General features: G+C 70.9%; 20 protein-coding genes. 8 read left to right on the top strand and 12 right to left on the bottom strand.

Annotated features, from left to right (window positions below; translation table 11 throughout):
* Window positions 1-333: 333 nt before the first annotated feature.
* The gene (locus tag QE428_RS07980) at window positions 334-762 is read right to left on the bottom strand and encodes a nucleoside deaminase (RefSeq protein ID WP_091359379.1); all 429 of its coding nucleotides are present in this window, start codon (window positions 760-762) and stop codon (window positions 334-336) included.
* A 68-nt stretch (window positions 763-830) separates the two neighbouring features.
* Here QE428_RS07980 and upp point away from each other — a divergent pair, with 68 nt between their 5' ends.
* Window positions 831-1,463, top strand: coding sequence for a uracil phosphoribosyltransferase (upp, locus tag QE428_RS07975; protein WP_091351750.1), 633 nt, complete (start codon window positions 831-833; stop codon window positions 1,461-1,463).
* Here the strand turns inward: upp and QE428_RS07970 are convergent.
* Both QE428_RS07970 and QE428_RS07965 read right to left on the bottom strand, forming a co-directional pair.
* Window positions 1,448-4,984, bottom strand: coding sequence for a TM0106 family RecB-like putative nuclease (locus QE428_RS07970; RefSeq protein ID WP_307467857.1), 3,537 nt, complete (start codon window positions 4,982-4,984; stop codon window positions 1,448-1,450). The two genes, upp and QE428_RS07970, sit on opposite strands and share 16 nt — an antisense overlap.
* Window positions 4,985-5,006: 22 nt before the next feature.
* The gene (locus QE428_RS07965) at window positions 5,007-5,585 is read right to left on the bottom strand and encodes a hypothetical protein (RefSeq protein WP_307467855.1); all 579 of its coding nucleotides are present in this window, start codon (window positions 5,583-5,585) and stop codon (window positions 5,007-5,009) included.
* 378 nt (window positions 5,586-5,963) lie between these two features.
* On the opposite strand from QE428_RS07965, the gene QE428_RS07960 reads away from it, so the two are divergent.
* Window positions 5,964-8,030 carry an NAD(+) synthase gene (locus tag QE428_RS07960; RefSeq protein ID WP_307467852.1) on the top strand — a complete coding sequence of 689 codons (2,067 nt, stop codon included), beginning with the start codon at window positions 5,964-5,966 and terminating at the stop codon, window positions 8,028-8,030.
* A 23-nt stretch (window positions 8,031-8,053) separates the two neighbouring features.
* Window positions 8,054-8,611, top strand: coding sequence for a nucleosidase (locus QE428_RS07955; protein ID WP_133398582.1), 558 nt, complete (start codon window positions 8,054-8,056; stop codon window positions 8,609-8,611).
* 15 nt (window positions 8,612-8,626) lie between these two features.
* On the opposite strand, the gene QE428_RS07950 is transcribed toward QE428_RS07955, so the two are convergent.
* The 6 genes from QE428_RS07950 to QE428_RS07925 are packed head-to-tail and all read right to left on the bottom strand — an operon-like array spanning window position 8,627 to window position 15,155.
* A complete protein-coding gene (locus QE428_RS07950; protein ID WP_091351746.1) occupies window positions 8,627-8,806 on the bottom strand; it encodes a hypothetical protein in 180 nt (59 codons plus the stop codon).
* A 4-nt stretch (window positions 8,807-8,810) separates the two neighbouring features.
* Window positions 8,811-11,813 carry an AAA family ATPase gene (locus QE428_RS07945; RefSeq protein ID WP_307467847.1) on the bottom strand — a complete coding sequence of 1,001 codons (3,003 nt, stop codon included), beginning with the start codon at window positions 11,811-11,813 and terminating at the stop codon, window positions 8,811-8,813.
* Entirely contained in the window at window positions 11,810-12,958 is a 1,149-nt protein-coding gene (locus tag QE428_RS07940) for an exonuclease SbcCD subunit D (protein ID WP_307467844.1), read from the bottom strand. The genes QE428_RS07945 and QE428_RS07940 overlap by 4 nt, the downstream gene beginning before the upstream one ends.
* Before the next feature lie 55 nt (window positions 12,959-13,013).
* Window positions 13,014-14,495 (bottom strand): MFS transporter, encoded by a 1,482-nt coding sequence (locus QE428_RS07935; RefSeq protein ID WP_172824632.1) that lies wholly within the window; start codon window positions 14,493-14,495, stop codon window positions 13,014-13,016.
* Between the two features lie 42 nt (window positions 14,496-14,537).
* Window positions 14,538-14,855: a DUF2277 domain-containing protein gene (locus tag QE428_RS07930; RefSeq protein ID WP_091351743.1), complete on the bottom strand. Its 318-nt coding sequence runs from the start codon at window positions 14,853-14,855 to the stop codon at window positions 14,538-14,540.
* 42 nt (window positions 14,856-14,897) lie between these two features.
* The gene (locus tag QE428_RS07925; protein WP_091351742.1) at window positions 14,898-15,155 is read right to left on the bottom strand and encodes a hypothetical protein; all 258 of its coding nucleotides are present in this window, start codon (window positions 15,153-15,155) and stop codon (window positions 14,898-14,900) included.
* A gap of 119 nt (window positions 15,156-15,274) precedes the next feature.
* Here QE428_RS07925 and QE428_RS07920 point away from each other — a divergent pair, with 119 nt between their 5' ends.
* Entirely contained in the window at window positions 15,275-15,607 is a 333-nt protein-coding gene (locus QE428_RS07920; RefSeq protein ID WP_091351741.1) for a hypothetical protein, read from the top strand.
* Here the strand turns inward: QE428_RS07920 and QE428_RS07915 are convergent.
* Window positions 15,604-15,903 carry a GNAT family N-acetyltransferase gene (locus QE428_RS07915; protein WP_018186822.1) on the bottom strand — a complete coding sequence of 100 codons (300 nt, stop codon included), beginning with the start codon at window positions 15,901-15,903 and terminating at the stop codon, window positions 15,604-15,606. The two genes, QE428_RS07920 and QE428_RS07915, sit on opposite strands and share 4 nt — an antisense overlap.
* A gap of 419 nt (window positions 15,904-16,322) precedes the next feature.
* Here QE428_RS07915 and QE428_RS07910 point away from each other — a divergent pair, with 419 nt between their 5' ends.
* The gene (locus QE428_RS07910) at window positions 16,323-17,039 is read left to right on the top strand and encodes a winged helix-turn-helix domain-containing protein (protein WP_091351740.1); all 717 of its coding nucleotides are present in this window, start codon (window positions 16,323-16,325) and stop codon (window positions 17,037-17,039) included.
* A 37-nt stretch (window positions 17,040-17,076) separates the two neighbouring features.
* Entirely contained in the window at window positions 17,077-18,036 is a 960-nt protein-coding gene (locus tag QE428_RS07905) for a DNA-3-methyladenine glycosylase (RefSeq protein ID WP_231916534.1), read from the top strand.
* Window positions 18,037-18,039: 3 nt separating this feature from the next.
* Here the strand turns inward: QE428_RS07905 and QE428_RS07900 are convergent, their stop codons facing one another.
* Window positions 18,040-18,861, bottom strand: a complete 822-nt coding sequence (locus QE428_RS07900) for an alpha/beta hydrolase (RefSeq protein ID WP_091351738.1) — start codon at window positions 18,859-18,861, stop codon at window positions 18,040-18,042.
* A 68-nt stretch (window positions 18,862-18,929) separates the two neighbouring features.
* Here QE428_RS07900 and QE428_RS07895 point away from each other — a divergent pair, with 68 nt between their 5' ends.
* Window positions 18,930-19,142 (top strand): hypothetical protein, encoded by a 213-nt coding sequence (locus tag QE428_RS07895; RefSeq protein ID WP_091351737.1) that lies wholly within the window; start codon window positions 18,930-18,932, stop codon window positions 19,140-19,142.
* Between the two features lie 25 nt (window positions 19,143-19,167).
* Entirely contained in the window at window positions 19,168-20,004 is an 837-nt protein-coding gene (locus QE428_RS07890) for a GNAT family N-acetyltransferase (protein ID WP_307467818.1), read from the top strand.
* 22 nt (window positions 20,005-20,026) lie between these two features.
* On the opposite strand, the gene QE428_RS07885 is transcribed toward QE428_RS07890, so the two are convergent.
* Entirely contained in the window at window positions 20,027-21,151 is a 1,125-nt protein-coding gene (locus QE428_RS07885; protein ID WP_307467816.1) for a zinc-binding alcohol dehydrogenase family protein, read from the bottom strand.
* Between the last annotated feature and the right edge of the window lie 59 nt (window positions 21,152-21,210).

Raw genomic sequence — 21,210 nt, 5'->3', positions numbered from 1 at the left:
CGCGGCGTCCTCGATCCGATCATCTCGGACACGTCCTTCTCCGACCCGAACCACCTCGGCGCGCTCGGGATCCTGCCGGACTGGCCGGGCGCCGACGTCGCTCCCGCCCAGCCGATGGTGTCGCAGACCCGCGAGGTCCTGCGCCGCTACACGGATGCCGGGGGCACCGCGACCGAGCTCGCGCTCCCCGGCGTCGGCCACACACCCCACCTGGAACGTCCTGCCGTCTTCCGTCGCGCGCTGCTGGAGCTGACGGGGTACATCGGGTCTCCGGCATCCCCCGCCCCGCCGACCGAGGCGATCATCCTCAGCTCGTCCGACTGACCGGGGCGCTCAGCGCTTCGCGTCGAAGAAGGCGCGCAGCAGGTCGGCCGACTCCCCCGCGCGCACCCCGCCGAGGACTTCGGCGCGGTGTGGCATCCGCCTGTCGCGCAGCAGGTCGTGGACCGACCCGGCCGCACCCGCCTTCTCATCCCACGCGCCGAAGACGACCCGACCGACGCGCGTCTGCAGGATCGCCCCCGCGCACATGACGCACGGCTCGAGGGTGACGACGAGGGTGCACTCCTCGAGGTTCCACGACCCGAGAGCGGATGCCGCCGCCCGCAGCGCGACGATCTCGGCGTGCGCGAGCGGATCCCCGTCGCGCTCGCGCAGATTCCGGCCTTCGCCGATGATGCGGCCCGCGCGCATGACGGCGGCGCCGACGGGCACATCGCCGTGCGCGGGGGCGGATGCCGCCAGTTCCAGCGCCCGGACCATCGCCGCATCGTCGGCGGCGGGGACGGGCAGACTCACGAGGTCAGCGTAGCCCCGGTACCCTTGGGCTCATGCGTGTGCACGTCGCCGACCACCCCCTCATCACCCACAAGCTCACGGTGCTGCGCGACAAGCGCACCACCTCGCCGGTCTTCCGCCAGTTGACGGAGGAGCTCATCACGCTCCTCGCCTACGAGGCGACCCGCGGCGTCCGCGTCGAGGAGATCGAGATCGACACCCCGGTCACCCGGACGACGGGCCTGAAGATCAGCGAGCCCCGCCCGCTGGTCGTGCCGATCCTCCGCGCCGGCCTCGGCATGCTCGAGGGCATGACGAAGCTGCTGCCGACGGCCGAGGTCGGCTTCCTCGGGATGGCCCGCAACGAGGAGACCTTCGAGCCGTACACGTACGCCGAACGCCTCCCCGACGACCTGAGCGACCGTCAGTGCTTCGTCCTCGACCCGATGCTCGCCACGGGCGGCTCGCTCGGCGCCGCGATCGACTTCCTTTTCGCCCGCGGTGCGCAGGACGTCACCGCGGTCTGCATCCTCGCGGCTCCCGAAGGACTCGCCGCGATCGAGAAGCAGGTCGGCGACCGCGACGTGACCCTCGTCCTGGGCGCTCTGGACGAACGGCTCAACGAGAAGGGCTACATCGTGCCCGGCCTCGGCGACGCGGGCGACCGTCTCTACGGCACGGTTTGAGTCGGCACGGTCCAAGGCGGCACGGTCTGAACCTCCTGCCGCACGGACGCTGACGGGCTTCCGACCAGCCGCGCGAAGGCGCTGAGCCGGGCCACTCCGTCAGGCGTCCGCGGGAGGTCGTCGAGCAGCCCGGTGCTGTAGACGACGTACGCCGTGTGCATCGCTCTCGACACGGCCACGTTGATGCGGTTCTGCAACAGCAGGAACTCGAGTCCGCGCGGTGCATCCCGTCCTGACGACGCTGCGAGTGAGACGATGACGACGGCCGCTTCCTGACCCTGGAAGCGGTCCACCGTTCCGACACGGACGCCGGGGAACCCGGCGGCGACGAGCGCTTCTTCGACCAGGACCTGCTGCGCGTTGTACGGCGTCACGACGATGACATCCTCGGGCGCGAGCGGGCGGGGCCCGCCGCCGTCGGTCCACGGGATGCCGCTCAGCTCCCGGACGATCCGCACGACCTCGTCCGCCTCCTCGGGCGACTGCGTCGCGTTGCGGGTGTGGGCGATGGGCACGGGGATCACCCCGGCCGGCACACCCTCGAGACGTCGCAGGGCGGTGTCGGGGTGCGCCTCGAGCTGCCCTTCATAGGCGAGCTGCGACACGGGCTCGGCCACCTCGGGGCGCATCCGCCGCGTGCGGGCGAGGAAATACCCACGATCGGCGGGGATCACGGCGTGGCCGTCCATGACCCATCCGAGCGCGGAGGTGTCGACCGGCTCGGGATGGGTCCCCTGGCTCACCTGCGGCAGTTGCTGCGGGTCGCCGAGGAGGAGCAGCCTTTTCGCGGCGGCCGAGACCGCGATGGTCGAGGCGAGCGAGAACTGGCCCGCCTCGTCGATCACGAGAAGATCGAGCGAGCGGCGCGCGACGCGTCCGGAATGGGTGAGGTCCCAGGCCGTGCCGCCGACCACGAAGCCGGCAGGCTGCGCATCGATGTAGGCGGCCAGCTGATTCTTCGCGATGACGGTGAAACGCTCCCGGCCCGTCGCGGGCCCCTTCGGCGCCTTGGCGACCTGTGCGGCGTCCAACCCGGCCTCGACGATCCGGTCGAGCATGTGCTCGACGACGTTGTGCGACTGGGCGACGACCCCGACACGGAATCCGCGCTCACGGACGAGCCGCGCGACGACATGGGACCCGACGTAGGTCTTGCCGGTCCCCGGGGGACCCTGCACGGCGAGGTATCCGTCGGACAGCCCGGCGAGGGCTGCGGCGATGTCGGCGACGTCGTCACCGGTGCGCGGCAACGGTGCAGGCAGACGCGGCGGACGGCGCAGCAGCAGGTCGGTCGCGGGATCCGTCGGCAGGGCCGGGGCGGAGGCCAGGACCGCGTCGGCCCACTCGTCGATGGCGGCCTGCTGGCTTCCCGCGCGCGGCGGGGCGGGCGGGGTGAGCGCGACGGGGAGTTCCTGCCACGTGAATCCCTGGTAGGCGTTCTCCGCGATCACGACGCCGTCCTCGAGAACGTCGACGACCGAGACGGACCGCGCCGCGTGGATCCAGCGCGGACTGGTCTCGATGGGGAACGGTGCCGGCAGCTCGTACAGGGCGTACGGGTTCTGACCGACCGTGATGCGCGTCCCGGGGGCGAACTCGCCGCGGATCTCGATGACGCGTCTGACCGCGGTGAGACCCTCCGGGCGGTGCCAGTCGGTGAGCACACGGCACCGATCACGATCGATCACGACCACGTCGCGCGTGTCCTCCCACACCGACACCGGTTCACGGAGGCGCAGGAAATGCGTCGCCCAGAACGTCTTCGCCTCGCGCGGGTAGTAGTCGATGGCCGCCGCCCCGAGCCGGAGTGCCTGCGCGACCGATTCGTCCTCGGCATCGTCGGCGAACCGCGAGAGCGCCTCGGCCCGCGGGGAGGGCTCGTACACGGCCTCGCCGGCATCGGGCTCCCGAGAAGGCGTCAGCTTCGCCTCGCGCGCGCGGTCGACGAGCCAGTCCCGCAGGCGCCGCGTCGACACGCAGTCGTAGCGGTTGTAGTCGGCGAGGTCGTCGAGGATGACTTGTGCAGCCGCGACATCGCCGGCATCCTGCAGGGCGCGCGCCTCGACGTAGCGGACGATCGAGTCGTCGCCGCGCTGCACGTCGCTCGAGCGGACTTCGTCGCCCATGTAGAGCGGCTCGAGCTTCTTGATGGAGTACGAGCGCGACCCCACCCGCAGCGCCCGGCGGACGATCGGATAGAGATCGACGAACACGCCGTCGCGCAGCAGACGGTCGACAGCCGCCTCGCCCACCCCGTGACGTGCCGCCATGGCGAGCAGGTGCGTGGGCTCGTACGGCGCGTAGTGGTAGATGTGCATCCCGGGATGTGCGCGCCGCCGGACGGCGACGAACTCGAGGAAGTCCTCGAGGGCGCGCTTCTCGTCGGCGAACGAATGCGCCCAGAGCGCCGAATACTGCTCCGTCTCATCGACCCAGCCGAACAGGTAGTCGATCCCCCACTGCACGGCCGCGCCCTCGGTGTAGAGCGGATCGCCTTCGAAGTCGAAGAACAGGTCGCCGTGATCCGGTCGAGGCAGTGCTCCCAGGGCTTTGGGGAAGACGACGTCGAAGGTCGGGACCGCTGGGCTCGTCTGCGCGGGGGCGTCGTCGACTCCCCCGGCGGGGCTCTCGAGCTGCAGTCGCGCCTGGGTGCGTAGTCCCGAGAAGGTGTCCCACGACATCCGCGGCGGTGCCTCGCGGGATGCCGCGAGGTCGTCGATCGTGGCGACGCCCGCCGCGCGGAGGCGGTCGCGCTGGACGGGCCGCATCCCCGCGACGAGGAGGAGGTCCCGGTGCGCGACGACCTCAAGGTCGCACGTGGCGCATCGTCCGCAGGCGATCACGCGGAGCTCGCCGCGGTCATCGCCCCAGGGGATGGGCTCTCCGGCGGCGCCGGCGGCGAGGCTCCGGTCGGCGATGAGGGCGCGGAGCCGGTCGCGGCGCAGCGAGAAGACGGGCATCAGGTCGCGGACGGCGTGGGTCGAGACCGACCCGTCGCCCAGCAGCAGTTGGACCTCGGCGGCGCGCGGCACCCCGAGTCGGTCGAGCTGGTCCACGTATGCCGCGAGCTGCATGAGGGCCGTGACGCGCGCGTGACGCGCCAGCTTGGTGTCCTGCACGACCCAGCGCGCATCGACGCCGCGCACGAGGAAGTCCGCGAAGCCGACGAACTCCTCGGTCGAGAAGGCCGCTTGATAGATCACATGGACGGCGGGGTCGGCGAGCGCCGCATCGGTCGCGGCGACGGCGGCCGCGAGGGCCGCGGCATCCGACGACCTCGTCTCGGGGATCTCGACGACCGCACCCGGATGCGCGTCTCGGTACGCCTCGTAGACCCGCCGTTCGTGCTGCGTCCCGAGCCGGCCCGCCCGCTCCAGAGTGAGGTCCTCGGGGTCCTCGACCGCCGCGATCCGGCCGAGCTTCGCGTCGATCGCCCGCAGCCAGGCGAATTCGCACTCGGCCGCGGCCTTCAGATCGCTCGCGCTCCAGACGATCCGGCCGTCGTCTTCGATGTATCGCATGATCCCCTTTCGGGAATCGACACTATCCGCGGTCTCCGACACTCTCGCCGAGCATGCCCCGACGCCACGAATCCATGCGCTGTTGGGCGAACGTCGTCCCGAGCTCGTGGCGCATCTCGGGATGCTCCGCCCAGAATCGGATGGAGGCGTAGATGAGCCACGCGTGGGCGCGGAATCCGCTGATGTTGAGATCGAGCAGGATCTCGTCGTCGGCGGCTCGGAGCTCCACGGAAGGAGTGAAGTCGCCCGTCTTCTCGTCGACGGCGGACACCGTGGGAGTGACGTGAGCGATCCGGGACCACTCGATGTCGTCGGTGTCGTCGAGGTAGTAGCGGGTCACGCCCGCCGGTCCCATCCCCACCCCGATCGGCAGCCGACCGAACGAGGCCGCCCGCCAGGTCGTGACGACCGCGAGAGTACCGGCCAGCAGCAGCACGAGAGCGAGGAGGAGCAGCGGGATCAGCCAGATGAGCGCGAAGGCGGCATCCGTGACGACGGAACGGAAGATCGCCCATCCGAAGACGACGGCGCCGAACGCACCGGCCGCCGTGAAGCAACCGCTGAGCCACGCACCCGCACCGCGCTCGCGGAAGAAATGCACCCACGAATCGCGCGGGCCGTTCCTTCGCCCGAGTGAGTGCCACCGCGTTGAGGAGTTCGGGCAGGTCGCGTTCCGCACCCGCGCGTTCGAAGTGGACGCCGAAACCGGCGGTCGCGGCCAGGAAGACGAACGTCCGCCAGGTCGCCGCGCCGATGTCGTCGGCCAGGACGGCGAAGACCGCGGCCGCCCCGCTGAGGACCACGACGAGCGAGTAGGCCACGACGGTCCAGGGACGGATGCGGGTGGGGGTGCCGACCCGCCAGTCTTCGGGCAACGGATAGGGCGGCGGGAGAACGGGAGGTCCGGCGGCGCGGGAGGGCACCAGACGATGAAAGCACAGGCTGCCGCAGGCCGACGGCCACCTGACAGACTGGAGCCGTGACCCAGGACCTTCCGTTCGAGAACCCGTACCGGCACGGCTATGCGCGCGTGGCAGCGTGCACGGTCCCGGTCGCGATCGCCGATCCGGCGACCAACGCCGAGGCGGTCCTGGAGAGCGCACGCGCCTGTCACGACGAGGGCGTCGCGGTCGCCGTGTTCCCCGAACTCTGCCTCTCGGGGTATGCCATCGAGGACCTCGTCATGCAGGACGTCGTCCTCGACGCCGTCGTCACCGCGATCGAGCGGCTGGTCGTGGCATCCATCGATCTCTCCCCCCTCCTCGTCGTCGGCGCGCCGCTGCGGATGCAGAACCGGCTCTACAACTGCGCCGTCGTGATCCACCGCGGGCGTGTGCTCGGTGTCGCACCCAAGTCGCACCTGCCCACCTACCGCGAGTTCTACGAGTCCCGTTGGTACGCACGCGGCGACGGGGCCCCCGACACCGTGACCCTCGCCGGTGAGGAGGTGCCGGTCGGCACCGACCTGCTGTTCGAGGCGACCGACGTGCCGGGACTCGTCGTCCATGCCGAGATCTGCGAGGACTTCTGGGTGCCGGTGCCGCCGTCCTCGCACGCGGCCCTCGCCGGCGCGACGGTCCTCCTCAACCTTTCGGGCAGCCCCATCACGATCGCGCGCGCCGAGGACCGCCGCATCCTCGTGCAGTCGCAGTCCTTCCGCTGCCTCGCCGCCTACGTGTACGCCGCTGCGGGTCAGGGAGAGTCGACCAACGACGTCTCATGGGACGGGCAGACGATCATCTACGAGAACGGCACACTCCTCGCCGAGACCGAGCGCTTCCCCGACGGCCCGCGGCACGCGATCGCCGACATCGACCTCGACCGGCTCCGTCAGGACCGCCTGCGGCAGGGCACGTTCGAGGACAACGCCCGCAGCGAATCCGCGTGGCCGACTCGCATCCCGTTCACGGTGGAGCCGGCGGCATCCCTCACCGGCCTCCGCCGCCCGCTCGACCGCTTCCCCTTCGTGCCGGACGACCCTGCCCGCCTCGACCTCGACTGCTACGAAGCCTTCAACATCCAGGTGTCGGGTCTCGAGCAGCGCCTGCGCGCGATCGGGCAGCCGAAACCCGTCATCGGTGTCTCGGGTGGCCTCGACTCGACGCACGCCCTGCTCGTCGTCGCCCGGGCCATGGACCGGATGGGACGGCCGAGGAGCGACATCCTCGCCTTCACGATGCCCGGCTTCGCGACCGGAGAGCACACGAAGTCGAACGCGATCGCCCTCGCCGAGGCGATCGGCGCCACGATCGAGACGATCGACATCCGCCCGATGGCGACGGAGCTGTTGACCGGGCTCGGGCATCCGTTCGCGAAGGGCGAGCCCGTCTACGACGTGACGTTCGAGAACGTGCAGGCCGGCGCCCGCACCGACTTCCTGTTCCGCCTCGCGAACCAGCGGGGCGGGATCGTCATCGGCACGTCCGACCTGTCCGAGCTCGCCCTCGGCTGGGCGACCTACGGCGTCGGCGATCACATGGCCCACTACGGCGTGAACGCGGGGGTCCCGAAGACCCTTATCCAGCACCTCATCCGCTGGGTCATCGCGCACAGCGACGAGTCGGGCGCGACCCTCACCGACCGCGCCAAGGAGGTCCTGCAGGCTGTCCTCGACACCGAGATCAGCCCCGAGCTCGTGCCGGCCGGCCAGGACGGCAAGGTCCAGTCGACCGAGAGCACGATCGGCCCCTACGCCCTGCACGACTTCACGCTCTTCCACGTCCTCCGCTACGGCTTCCGCCCGTCGAAGATCGTCTTCCTCGCCGAGCACGCCTGGGCCGAGGCGGATGCCGGGGCGTGGCCTCCCGGCTTCCCCGCCGACGAGCGGTTCGCGTACGACCGAGCGACGATCGTGCGGTGGATGCGGGTGTTCCTGAAGCGCTACTTCGGGTTCGCGCAGTTCAAGCGCAGCGCCGTCCCGAACGCGCCGAAGGTCTCGCCTGCGGGCTCGCTCTCGCCGCGCGGCGACTGGCGCGCGCCGTCCGACGGCAACGCGACGGCGTGGCTGGCGGAGCTCGACGCGGCCTTCCCCGGCGAGGAGGGCTGACTTCCGGGTGGGATGATGGTTCGGTGAAGCTCCTCGTCGCCGCTCTGGATTCCGAACTCGTCGCCTTCCCCGAGGAGCTCCCCGGTTTCGACCGGCTCGTCACCGGGCCCGGCAAGCTGCAGGCCACGTATGCCCTGACGCGCGCGCTCGACCGCGCGAGCTACGACGAGATCGTCGTCGTCGGGACCGCCGGATCGGTGGATGCCGGCACGGTGGGTGTGCACGAGGTGACCACCGCACTGCAGCACGATGTGTCGGACGTCGACGGCGTCGCAGGTCAGCACGTCTCGCTGCCGCCGACGGTGTCGATCGCAGGCCGCGAGGGCACGACCATCGCGACGGGCGACCACTTCGTCGACGACGCGCAGACCGTGGAGGCGATCCGCGCTCTCGGCGGCACGCTCGTCGACATGGAGGCCTACGCCTACATCTGGGTGGCGCAGCAGTTCGGGGTGCCGATCCGCATCCTGAAGGCGGTCTCCGACAGTGCGCAGGATGACGCGATCACCGACTGGCGTGACGCCGTCGCGATCTGCAGCGGTCAGCTGCGCGAGCGGATCACCGAGCTCTACGGCGTCTGACGCTCACGGGATCGATCAGGCGTCGCGGCGGCTGAATAGCGAACGCAGCACGAAGAACACGATCAGCGCCACGACGGCGACGATGAGGATCTTCCCGAAGAAGAAGACCACCTTGAGCGCGATGTCGACGACGATCCACGCGATGATCACGGCGGCGATGACGCCGAGGATGGTCCAGATCGTGCCCTTTTTCATGTCTTCAGCCTAAGGGCTGGGTCATGACGTCCTGCCGGACGATGCTCGGCCCTTCCGGTGTCGCCTCGACGACGAGCTGAGCGGGGATCTGCTCCTTCATCGCCTCGACGTGACTGATGACGCCCACGATCCGACCGCCGGCGCGCAATTCGTCGAGGGTGCGCATGGCGAGTTCCAGTGTCTCGGGATCGAGGGAACCGAACCCCTCGTCGATGAACAGCGTGTCGAGACGGATGCCGCCGGCCCGAGACGTGACGACTTCGGCGAGCCCGAGGGCGAGCGCGAGCGAGGCCAGGAAGGACTCGCCGCCCGAGAGCGACTGCGGTGAGCGGAGCCGCCCCGTGTGCGCGTCGAGGACCTCGATCGACAGGCCGGATGCCGCGCCCCGAGCCTGCTTCGCATCGGAGTGGCGCAGGGTGTAGCGACCCGACGACATCTCTGCCAGCCGCAGGTTCGCGGCGGCGACGATCTCTTCGAGCTCCGCGGCGAGGACGAAGGTCTCGAGGTCCATCTTCATCGTGTTGGGAGCCCTGCCCGCGACGGTGTCGGCGAGACGCGTGATCGCGGCGGCGTCCTCGGCCTGCGTCGCGACGGCACCCGCGGCAGCGTCGATGCGCGTGACGAGGTCGCGCAGGCCCGTCGCAAGGTTCACGGCGTCGGCCTCGGCGGCGATCGCTGCGGACCGGGCGTCGTCGGCCTCGGCTGCCTCGCCTGCAGCGGCCGAGACGGTCTCGGGCTCGGCCGTCTGATCGACGGTCTCGAGTTCGAGTTCGAGCGCGCGCGCTCGGGCGGCGGTGAGCGCGGCGGCGTGCTCCTCGACGCGACGCACGAGTCGATCCGTCTCGTCGGCCGGCAGGAGCGCGGCGAGGACGTCGGTCGGCGACGCGAACATGGTGCCCGCGATGCGTGCGTCCTGGTCGCCCTCCGCCGCGTCCGCCGCCTCTCGACGGGTCTGCTCGCTCCGGCGAGCGTCGAGCAACGCCGCGGCGAGCCGGCGGAGCTTCTCGTCGGCGGCGATGCGCGCGGCGACGCTCTCGTGCTCACCACGCGCCGCCTCGACGGCTCGGCCGGCTGTCTGCAGCGCCCCGTCGACCGTCGCGAGCTCCTCACGGACGGCACCTGCGCGCTCGCGCGCTGCCGCGGCCTCGCGGAGCGCGTCGGCTTCGAGCTCGTCGATCTGCTCGGCATCGCGACTCAGCTCGTCGACGCGGGAGCGCGCGGCGGCGGCGGCCGTGATCCTATCGTCGAGGTCGGCCACGGCGTCAGCCAGTTCGTCGGCATCCCGACCGCCCGCCGCGGCTGCGGCCGCCGTGACGGCTTCCCGCGCGGCGGCCGCTGCCTGGGCGGCATCCTTCTCAGCCATGGCAGCATCGTCACGCGCATTCTCCGCGGCGGCGAGGTCGTCGTCCGTCACGGGGTCGCCGTCGTGGACCGCCGGACGAGGGTGGGCCGTGGATCCGCAGACAGCGCACGGTTCGCCGTCGACGAGGGATGCCGCGAGTTCACCCGCATAGCCGCGCAGTCTCCGGCGGAGCACCTCGCCGACGTGCGCGGATGCCGCCGCGGAGAGTGCATTGGCGTCCGCATACGCCGCTTCGGCCTCGGCAGCGCGGGGGCTCAGCCGTTCGAGCGACCGTGCGGCGTCGAGTCGAGCGGCGAGATCGGTGCGCGAGGCGGCGAGATCGTCGTGTCGCCCGGCCACGGTGCGGGCTTCTGCCAGCTGGAGCGCCGCGAGCCGGCGCCGCTCGGGCACGGCCCCGAGGACGGCATCGAGGTCGCGGAGCGCCTCGTCGAGGCGGGCCAGCTCGTCGCGGCGCAGCTGCTGAGCGTCGCCCAGCGCGGCGGCATCCCGTTCCGCCTCGGCGGCGGCCTGGGCGCGTGCGATACGGGTCGTGAGTCCCTCGATCGTCGCGGGAATGTCGTCGTCGGGCGACCCCCCCGCGGCGGTCCAGGCCTCCTCCGCGTCTCGATGATCCGCCTGTGCCGCGGCCAGGGCATCAGCGGCTCGCGCGGCGTTCTCGACGGGAGCACGCAGCGCCTCGGCGGCCCGTGCCCGGTAGAGGCGCTCTCGGAGAGCGTCGATCTCGGATCTCTCGGACTCACGCGCGGCGAGGTCGGCGCGGGCTCGCTGGAGGTCGGCGAGACGCTCCGCGATCTGAACGAGCCGCCGGTGCTCCGCCGTCGCTGCCTCGGCCCGAGCCGTCGCGACTGCTCGCTCGTTGCCGCGCGCATCGACGCGGTACTCTGCTCGCGCGAGGGCTCGCTCGACGGCTTCCTTCCGTCCGAGGACGTCCGCGTCGAGAGCAGCCTCGCCGGTATCCGCTCCGTGGAGGTCGTGCGTCGAGATCTCGCGCTCGGCGACCTCGAGCAGCGCGCGTACCCGTGCGCCGTTCTCGTCGAGCCGTTTCTGCGCGTCGCGCCGGCGTTCGTCGAGAGCGTCTTTGTAGCCCTCGAAGCGCTTGGTCCCGAAGAGGGTGCGGAGCAGCTGCTGACGTTCCGCGTTGGCCGCGAGCAGGAAGCGCGAGAACTTGTTCTGTGCGAGCAGGATGACCTGCTGGAACTGCTGCGCGCTGAGCCCGAGCACCTCGTCGAGGGCGATCCCGACCTCGCGCTGCTTGGCGGCACGGCCGACCCATCGGTCGTCGATCCACTCCTCGAGCTCGGCGCGCGCCGGTTCGAGGGTCAGACCGCCGCCGCGTTTGGCGGGCCGCTCGTACTCGGGCGCGCGGGTCACCCGCCAGCGGGTGCCCCCGACGGTGAACTCGAGGCGCACCTCGGTCGGGTCGGTGAGGAAACTGTGGTCGCTGCGCAGCCGCCGGTCGCCGCCCTCGTAGCGCGGCACCGAGCCGTACAGGGCGAAGCTGACGCCGTCCAGGATGCTCGACTTGCCCGCACCCGTACGACCCGAGATCAGGAAGAGACCGTCGTCGTCGAAGGCGTCGAAGTCGACGATCTGCCGCTCGCGGAACGGACCGAACCCCGTCACCTCGAGCCGGTGGAGCTTCACGCGAGGGCCTCCTGGCGCACCCGGTCGTCGAGTACGTCGTCGATGAGATCCGCCTCGCGCTCCGTCGCCCCCTGCCCCTCGCGCACGTGGACGAGGAAGGCATCGACGAGCTCGCGGTCGGAGCGCGCGGCGCGAACGCGCTCGACATAGGTCGCCGTGTCGCCGGCGCGGACGGTCGCCGGGGCGTGCACGACCTTCGCGCAGAAGGGGAACCGCTGCTGCAGCCGACGGAGAGGATCAGCCTCGGGAAGGTCATCGGTGTACTCGACGCACACCCAGGCCTCCGCATGGTCGGCGAGCGCCTCGTCGGACAGGATCTCGGCGAACGGACCACGGAGCGTCACGAGGCGACGGGGCACCGGCAGGTCGAGCCACTCGACGGCGGCGAGGCCGTCGGCATCCAGCTCGATGAGCCACGATCCGCGCGGCTTGTCACCCTCGCCGAAGCTGTAGTGCAGGGGCGCGCCGGCGTAACGGACGCTCTCGGACAGACGCTGCCGTCCGTGGATGTGCCCGAGCGCCATGTAGTCGACACCGTCGAAGGTCGACAGCGGCACGACGTCGAGGCCGCCCTGCTGGATGTCGCGCTCGAGGTGCGGTGTCGGCTCGACGCCCGCGGCGAAGCAGTGCGCGATCGCCACCGAGCGGCCGCCCCGCTCGGCGAGATCGGCGCGGACGAGATCCATGGCACGCCCGAGGACGGCCGCCTGGGTGCGCACTCCCTCCCACCGGTGCCGCAGGAGCGCCGGCTCGAGGTAGGGGATGCCGTAGAAGTGGACGGGCCCATGGGCGTCGTCGATCGTGAGCGGAGTACCCACGGCATCCGGATCGGTCAGGACGTGGATGCCGTCGCGCAGCAGCCCTGCCTGGAACCCGAGCCGCGCCGCGGAGTCGTGGTTGCCACTCGTGACCACGACGCGCGCGCCCGCGTCTGCGATGCCGCGGAGCGCGTCGGACAGGAGCGTGTAGCAGGCGGCGGCCGGGGTTGCGGAGTCGAACACGTCACCCGCCACGATCACGAGGTCGACGCGGTGCTCACGGACCTGCGCGATCAGTCCATCCAGCACACCGCGGAGCGCATCGAGCGTGGAGTGACCGTGGAAGGTCCGCCCGATGTGCCAGTCGGAGGTGTGCAGGATACGCATGCTCACACGGTAGATCGAGGCTCCGACATCGCCGTCGAGGCGTGCCGCGCGGGCGTCACTCGGCGGTCGGTGCCATTGCTCCGCGACGGCGCAGATTGATCAGATCCATGACCGAGATGAACGTCGCGATCGCCAGGAAGAGCCCGACCGCGGCCATGCCGTAAGCGTATGCGTCGTGGAAGATCGCGAGGGATTCCAGTCCGGCATCCGATTCGCGGTAGATCGTCGCGTAGAACAGGGACAGCCCGATGGCGGTACCGACGGCGGTCCCCACGCGCTGGCCGAGCTGGCCGACCGACCCCGCGAGTCCGCCCTCACGGACCGGGATCTCGGACAGGGTGAGGGTCTGATTCGGCGAGACGACGAGACCGCCGCCGGCTCCTGCGACCAGGAGAGCGGCAGCCATGCCGTAGGCGACCGTCTCGGGCGGCATCGTGTACGCGACGATCGTGAGCGCCACGACGCTGACGAGGACGGTCAGCAGCCCGATGGTCACCAGCTGGCGACCGAACCGATTGACGAGCAATCCGCCGTAGTACGACGAGAAAGCGCTGGCGACGGCGAAGCCGATCGAGACCATGCCCGCGAAGACCGGCTCGAGGCCCACACCGATCTGGAGGAACAGGGTCCCCAGCAGGAACATCGGCGGGATCGCGGTGAAGTAGGCCACCACGACGAATGTGCCGTTGCGATACGAGGGAATGCGGAACATCCGGAACGGGATGAGGGGCTGCCGGCCGGATGCCGCGTACCGCCGCTCCCACCAGAAGAACAGCGTCGCGAACAGGACGAACGCGGTCAGCAGCCACCAGCGGTTGGGGTCGTCATCGGGTGAGCCGGTCGTGAACAGGAACGGCCACATCAACGAGATGACCGTGAACGCGAACAGGACGATGCCGACGGGATCGAGCTGCAGTCGCTTGCCGCTCGCGGCGCGGGTCTGCGGCAGCAGCCAGATGACCCCGGCGAGGACGAGGAGGCACAGCGGCACGTTGAACCAGAAGATGCCGCGCCACCCGTCGGTCTCCCCGCCGATCGCGATCATGAGACCGCCGAGGGTGGGTCCGAACGCCGTGGCGATGCCGATCGTCGCGCCGAACAGGCCGAACGCGCGGCCGCGCTCCTTGCCCGTGAACAGCTGCTGGATCGTGCCCATGACCTGCGGCATCTGGATGCCGGCCGCGATGCCCTGCACGAGTCGGGCCGCCATGAGCACTTCGATGCTCGGCGCGAGGGCGCACGCGGCGCTCGTGAGGGTGAAGAGGCTGAGGCCGACGATGAAGAGGGCCTTGCGCGACCGCTGATCGCCGAGGCGGCCGAACGGGACGAGCGCGAGACCGAAGGTGAGGATGTACCCCGAGACCACGAGCTGCAGCTGGGTCGAGGTCGCACCGAGCGACGTCTCGATCGCCGGGAGCCCGACGTTGACCTTGCTGAGGTCGAGGATCGTGAACGCCGCGACCGACACGCAGACCCAGAACGCCCGCCAGCGCTGCGAGGAGGACAGGGGGATGCTGGCTGTTACAGGCGATGTCATGACCGTCCCACGCTACCGGCAGCCCGGCGGACGAGGGCGATGTCAGGATGCCGCGGCGCGCTCCGCCTTCTTCCGATCCTGAAACTCCCGGAGGGCCTCGTAGCGGTCCGCGGACCGGGCGCGACGCTTCTCCGCCTCCTCATCGCGATCCTTCGGGGGAATCGTCGACACGAGGTCGTCGAGCAGTCGTCGCGTCGCGGCGGCGATCTCCTCGACGGCGCGCTCGAACGCCTCGGTGTTGGCCTGCGACGGTTTGTTCATCCCGCTGATCTTGCGGACGAACTGCAGGGCGGCGTCGTGGCATTCGGCATCCGTCGCCGCCGGCTCGAAGTTGTGGAGCGGAACGATGTTGCGGCACATGGCCGTCACGGTACGCCCGCGCGTCCGCGTCCACCAGGGGACTCACTCGGCGCGGCGATCCGCCTGCTCGTCCGTGAGCACATCGGGGTCGAGGCCCTGCTGGATCTCGGCGCTCTCGACGAACGGGTCGGGCGCGGCATCCGGCATCGGAGCGCCCTCACCGCGTCCGCGGTCAGCGTCGTCCTCGGCTTCCTTCTGCTCGTTCGTCACGGCACCGGAAGCGGCGACGGGAGCATCCTGCTCCGACCATCCACCCGCGGGTGCGGCATCGCTCATCCGGTCGTCGGCGTCGTGATCCATGGTCGTCTCCTCATCGTGGTCGTCTCCTCATGGTGTCCCGCGGGCGACGGCCGACCTACGGGCTTGACCGCATCGGTCCGGCACGACTACGAACGAGGAGGACGGACGAAGGGAACGGGATGTCGGGACACGATCGGGACACGGCGAGCGGACCGTTCGTGGTGACCCTCGTCGTAGATCTGCCGATCACCAAACCCGACGCGCTGGAGACGATCGCGTTCGCGTGCGACGGCGTCGTCGAGCATGCGCGCACCGCGTACCCGCGCGTCAGCCTGTCTCCCGGCGCGTGGGCGGAAGTCCAGATCCCGAAGTTCGCCGACCCCCCGCCGCTGGCGATCGACGTCTGCTCCGACGAGTCCACGGCGGTCGCTCGAGCTGCCGCCGACCGCTTGCGCGGCGCGCTCGAGAATCTAGGGTGGCGGATCCGCGATCCGAGACCCGGCGAGGCCTAGGCCGTCCGACGCTCCTTCAGCAGGGACTCGTGGCCGGGGTTCGCGTCGAACCAGTCGGCGACGTACCAGCAGACGGGGATCACGCGCCGGTCACCGCGGCGCTCGAGGTCCGACACCACACGCCGCACCAGCTCTCCCGCGTAGCCCGAGCCGCGGAACGTGGGGATCGTGTACGCACGGGTCAGCGCGATCGTCGTGCCGTCGTCGTTGTAATCGAGGATGCTGACGAGATCCTTGCCGCGGTGCAGGCTGTACCGGGCGGCATCCTTCTCGTCGGTGAAGATCAGCTCACTCATGCGTTCACGGTACGCCGGTCGCCGGGTGTCGCACGCGATCTGCGTCGGATTGAGCAATCTGTCACATTCCGTCATCCGGAGCGCGCCGGGCACGGGCGGTTTGACACATCCCGACGCGGTTCGTCATAATCGGCCACATGACTGACTTCGCACGCACTCTGTCCGCCCGGGAGGCGAACGGAACTGCCGGCATCATGATGCCGCAGCGTGCTGTCATGTGTTGCCGAATGTGTCGCTGACACGGTGATCCCCGCCGGGTCGCTCCACCGCTTCTGAACGCGGCGATCGACCCCCGAGACTCCAGCCCCCCGCCCACAACGCGGATGCCGGTTTCTCGCACATCGGCCCCTGTGAGGCCACCCGCGCAACACTCTCGAACCCGCGTCCCGCTCCGGGTTCCCCCTTCGAAGGACATCGCCATGTCGACCTCCGCTCTCCTCTCCGCCCCCGCCGCCCCCCGTCACCTCCGCGCCGTTGAGGACATCGCCACCCCGCCGGTGACGGAGCGCCCCGCTCCCAAGGGACTCCCCGCCGGCACCGCCCCCCGCGGATTCGCCCTCTACGTCGGTCTCGACGAGCTGAAGGCAGCCGCTGACGGTGTCAGCCTCTCGGTCATCGTCGACGCGCTCCGCCGCACGATCGCCGAGCTCGCCCCGTCCGCCGAGACCCACGCCACCGTCGCGCTCGCCCCCGTCGGCGCCGGCGGCCGCGACGTCGACGTCGTCCGACTCGCCCTCCACGAGCCCGCCGCGGTGGCGCGCACCAAGCCCGAGGAACCGCTCGACGAGCACGTGCCCGGTGGTGTCACGATCGACATCTCCCGTCGCCGTGTGCACATCGACGGCGAGACGGCGTCGCTCACCTTCAAGGAGTTCGAACTGCTGCAGTACCTCGTGCTGCGCGAGGGCAGCACGATCGAGCGCACCGAGCTCGTCTCCTCCCTGTGGAGCCACGCCGACGGTGACGACGCTCCCGGCGAGCGCACGATCGACGTCCACGTCCGACGCCTGCGCTCCAAGCTCGGCCGCTACGAGGACATCGTCCGCACGGTCCGCGGCATCGGCTACCGCTTCGACCGGCACGCCGACGTCGTCATCCGCTACGGCCACGGCACCCCCTCGCCCGACCGCTTCTGATCAGCCGCCTGTCGGCACCCGGACGTAGGGTGTCGGCATGAGATCGGGACTGCGTGAACGGATGCCGCATCCGTCGCCGTCCCGGCACCTGAAGCCCCTCGAGGCGGAGTACCGCCCGAAGGTCCCGACCGATGTCGCGGGCGCGATCCGGTATCAGCAGCGCGGCGCGCACGATCCCTCGCAAACGACGGCGGACGGCGTCATCTGGCGGGCGACCCGCACTCCCGAGGGCGTCGCGACGATCGCGATCCGGCCGGGACTGCGGACGGTCCGGGCCGCCGCCTGGGGACCGGGTGCGGCATGGACGTTGGACCAGCTGCCGCGCCTCTGCGGCGCGGACGACGACCCAGGCGAATTCGACGCGTCTCGGCATCCGCTCATCGCGGCGACCCACCACCGCCGGCCCGACCTGCGGATCGGGGCGACCGACCTCGTGTTCGACGCGCTCGTCAGCAGCGTCTTCGAGCAGAAGGTGACCGGGCTCCAGGCCTTCGGCGCGTGGCGCTGGATCCTGACCCACTGCGGCGACGCCGCGCCCGGCCCGACACCGCGGCCGATGTACGCGCCGCCAGCGGACTGGCGGATGATCCCGAGCTGGTCGTGGCACCGCGCCGGCCTCGAACCGCCGCAGTCGCGCACGATCGTCGACGCCGCGCGTCGCCGTGCCTCGATCGAGCGGGCGGCCGTGGCCGCGACGACCGGTGATGACCGTGATCGGGTCTTCACGAGCCTGCCGGGCGTGGGGGTCTGGACGAGCGCCGAGACGCGCATCCGCGCGTTCGGCGACCCCGACGCGGTCAGCTTCGGCGACTATCACGTCGCCCATCAGGTCGGCTACGCACTGACGGGCTCACGCGTCGACGACGACGGGATGCGGGAGCTCCTCGAGCCGTGGAAGGGACAGCGGCAGCGGGTCATCCGCCTCATCTGGGCGAGCGGCGTCGTCGAACCGCGACGCGGTCCCCGCCTCGCCCCGGAGGACCACCGGGGCCGCTGACCGTCAGATCCGCTGGAGCGCAGCGAGTGCGGCGGGCAAATGGTCGAGGACCGCGATGTGTCCGACGTCAGGGATCCGCAGCAGCGTCGCCTGAGGGATGCCGCCGGCGATCGCGGTCGCATGCGACGGCGGGATGACGCGATCGAGCTCGCCCTGCAGGACCACCACCGGGGCGACGACGTCGGCGAGCGCGAACCCCCACGGCCGGGTGAAGGCGACGTCGTCGTCGACCAATCCGTCCGACCCCCACTGTGCGGATGCCGCGACGTCCTCGCCCAGCGACGCCCATGTCTCCTCGAGCGCGCGGTAGTCCGCCTCGACGAAGCTGGTCGGATCGAACTCCTCGACGTCGAGGTGAGCCGTGCGCGACGCGATCCCCGCGGTGGCGGATCGAAGACCCGACGGATCGGCCATGCCCGAGAACCACGACGCGTCGCCGGGACGGAACGGGGCGATCGACGCAAGGGTGACGACGCCGGCGACGCGCCCGGGTGAGAGCGCGGCGACGCCGAGCGCATGGGGTCCGCCCCCGGAGGCTCCCACCGACACGACGTCCCGAAGGTCGAGGATGTCCAACACGTCGGCGACCCGTGCAGCAGCGTCACGGACGCTTCGCCCGGGCAGGCGGGGCGCTCCCCCGTACGCCGGGCGGGCGATGGAGACGACGTCGAAACCTGCGGCATCCGCCATCGCGGCCACGGGCGGCAGGACGGCACCGGTCTGCGGGGAGCCGTGATGCCACAGGAGCACCGGGCGCTCCGCACCCGGCCGGTCGACGCCGGCGTGGACGACATGGTCGGCCAGCTCCGGACGAATGAGCCTCATGCGCGTCACGGTAACCGTCTGCGGTCCGATGCGCGAGCGCCGGGCGACGGGAACCGTAGGCTGGCCGCATGGTGCAGCGACAGCGGGGACGCGGGTTCTGGATCCTCGGCACGGTTCTGCTGTTCGCCGGCGGCATCGTGTTCGGGTTGATCCTACAGAACGTATGGGTCGGCCTCGTCCTGGCGGCGGCGATCTCGATCGGGTGGCTCATCGCCTACGAGTCGCGCCGCGGGCGGAATCAGGGCATCTACGACCGCGACGACGACGGCGCCCAGCTCTGACCCGGGCGCGGGGAAGGATCCTCCCGTGAACATCGGACCACTGCGTGAGAGCGATCTGACATCAACTCCCGCCTGGACGGCCGGACACGAGCTCCGACCGGATCTGTGGCGAGGCGAGCACACCCGGGCCGTGGTCGCGGAAACCGATGGGATCGTCGCGGTCGGGTTGATGTGGACGAGCCGCGTGCACGGTGACCGCTACTGGGTGAACGTGGTGGTCGACCCCGCGCATCGCCGCCGTGGGATCGGGACGGCGATGGTGCAGCACCTCACGTCGCTCCGCGCAGCGCCGCTCGCCCTCATGACACGCGGGTATGTGGACGATCCGGGGCTCGCCTTCGCCGACGCGCTCGGCGCACGGACGATCCAGGTCGTTCCGCCTGCACAGACGACGACGGCGGCGCGGACCGCGCTGCGCGCAGGCCCGGCCGCAATCGCCGTCGGTGCCGTCGACCGCGCGGTGATCGAGGCCACCAACGCCCGGATCTACGAGTGGACGCATGCGTCGTGGAGCCCGGTCGGCCCCGCCTTCGCCGATGCGCTCAACGAGGACCTGTGGGACGAGATCGACACCGAGGCATCCTCCGTCGTGGTGGATGCGACCGGTCGGGTCCTCGCGCTCGCCCTCGTCTACCTCGACGGCGAGACCCCGTTGCTGACGGCGGAGACGACGGATGCCGCGGCCCCCGACGGCGAGCGCCTCGTCGAAGCCTGCATCCTCCGCTCGCTCGATGTCCTGTCGAGCCGTGGCGTTGTCGGCGTCGAGTTCGACGGTCACGTCAGCGACCCGCACTTCCTTCCGGTTCTCGCCCGGCTGCAGCCGACCGGCCGCTGGTTCCGCCTCGTCGAGATCCCGGTGTGATCGCCGGGCGATCCGCTCCGGTTCAGAGGGTCACGACGATCTTCCGAGCAGAGACCCCCGCGCGCTGACGATCCAGCGCCTCCTGTATCGCACCCACCCCGTCGCCGGCCACGACCGCCTCGGGCAGCGGACGGACGGTGCCGTCCGCCAGCCACTCCGGCAGCAGCCGCCCCCACAGCCGTCGTCCGACCTCGTCGTCGCGCAGGCTCGTCCCCCAGATGAAGGCGGCTCGGATGCCGGCGCGACGCGCGCGAGCGTTCAGCAGAAGCGTCCTCAGCCCCAGGCGCGAGAACACGGGCAGCATCGCCGGGAAGAGCCGGCGGCGCCCGGCGAGCTCAGCGAGCGAGACCGGCATGCTCGCCATCGCGAGCACCGAACCGCCTGTCCGGCGCAGCACCTCGAGGCATCCGGCGGTCGATGTCTCGCCGAGGGCCACGGCACCGACGACGGTGCGACCGCTGATCCCCGCCACGAGATCATCGACGGCGCCGGGGGAACCGTGGTCGACGACGACGTCGGCACCCAGCGACCGAACGAGGTCGGCGTTGCGCGGCGACGCCGTACTGACCACGTCGTATCCGGCCGCGCGGGCGAGCTGGATCGCGTTCATGCCGACGCTCGTCGACCCGCCCCACACGACGACGACCCCGCGGTCGCGAGGACGCGCGTCGGCGGGGTCGTGGATCGCCAGTCCGAGGTGGCGCGGCTGGAACAGCGCGCACGCGGCGGTGGAGACGCCGAGGGGGAGGACGGATGCCTCCACGTGCGAGATGCCGTCCGGGATCGGGGCGGTGAGATGTTCCAGGAGCGTGGTGTACTCCTGGAACGCGCCCTCGCGCCGGGAGTCGCGACCGCGGTCCGTCCCCGTCGCCAGCCCGAAGACGCGATCGCCGATGCGGAACCGCGTGACCTCGGAGCCGATGGCGACCACCTCGCCGGCGACGTCGGAGCCGAGTACCGCCGGCATACGCAGCCACCGGTAGGTGACCGATCCCGTGCCCTGTATGACCCAGTCGATCGGGTTGATCGCGACGGCGCGGACGCGCACGACGACCTCGCGTGGCGCCGGGTCGGGCGTCGGCATCCGCTCGACGGAAAGACGCGCGCGGGGCGTTGCGAGGACGGCGGCGGCGTGGTGTCGGGGCATGTCGGTTCCTCCGGTCGTGATGTCACGTGGTGTCATCACTGTACCTCGCATGACACAGG

The organism is Microbacterium sp. SORGH_AS_0505 (genome assembly GCF_030818715.1).
Classification (GTDB): domain Bacteria; phylum Actinomycetota; class Actinomycetes; order Actinomycetales; family Microbacteriaceae; genus Microbacterium.
This window is presented reverse-complemented; position numbering and strand designations above follow the sequence as displayed.

Bases quoted from the DNA above. Each gene is read 5' to 3' on its own strand.
- QE428_RS07920 (WP_091351741.1), top strand. From the start codon at position 15,275: ATGTCGGGACACGATCGGGACACGGCGAGCGGACCGTTCGTGGTGACC.
- QE428_RS07895 (WP_091351737.1), top strand. From the start codon at position 18,930: ATGGTGCAGCGACAGCGGGGACGCGGGTTCTGGATCCTCGGCACGGTT.
- QE428_RS07950 (WP_091351746.1), bottom strand. From the start codon at position 8,806: ATGAAAAAGGGCACGATCTGGACCATCCTCGGCGTCATCGCCGCCGTG.
- QE428_RS07910 (WP_091351740.1), top strand. From the start codon at position 16,323: ATGTCGACCTCCGCTCTCCTCTCCGCCCCCGCCGCCCCCCGTCACCTC.
- QE428_RS07930 (WP_091351743.1), bottom strand. From the start codon at position 14,855: ATGTGCCGCAACATCGTTCCGCTCCACAACTTCGAGCCGGCGGCGACG.
- QE428_RS07935 (WP_172824632.1), bottom strand. From the start codon at position 14,495: ATGACATCGCCTGTAACAGCCAGCATCCCCCTGTCCTCCTCGCAGCGC.
- QE428_RS07925 (WP_091351742.1), bottom strand. From the start codon at position 15,155: ATGGATCACGACGCCGACGACCGGATGAGCGATGCCGCACCCGCGGGT.
- QE428_RS07885 (WP_307467816.1), bottom strand. From the start codon at position 21,151: ATGCCCCGACACCACGCCGCCGCCGTCCTCGCAACGCCCCGCGCGCGT.
- QE428_RS07900 (WP_091351738.1), bottom strand. From the start codon at position 18,861: ATGAGGCTCATTCGTCCGGAGCTGGCCGACCATGTCGTCCACGCCGGC.
- QE428_RS07980 (WP_091359379.1), bottom strand. From the start codon at position 762: ATGGTCCGGGCGCTGGAACTGGCGGCATCCGCCCCCGCGCACGGCGAT.
- QE428_RS07970 (WP_307467857.1), bottom strand. From the start codon at position 4,984: ATGCGATACATCGAAGACGACGGCCGGATCGTCTGGAGCGCGAGCGAT.
- QE428_RS07915 (WP_018186822.1), bottom strand. From the start codon at position 15,903: ATGAGTGAGCTGATCTTCACCGACGAGAAGGATGCCGCCCGGTACAGC.
- QE428_RS07940 (WP_307467844.1), bottom strand. From the start codon at position 12,958: ATGCGTATCCTGCACACCTCCGACTGGCACATCGGGCGGACCTTCCAC.
- QE428_RS07905 (WP_231916534.1), top strand. From the start codon at position 17,077: ATGAGATCGGGACTGCGTGAACGGATGCCGCATCCGTCGCCGTCCCGG.
- upp (WP_091351750.1), top strand. From the start codon at position 831: ATGCGTGTGCACGTCGCCGACCACCCCCTCATCACCCACAAGCTCACG.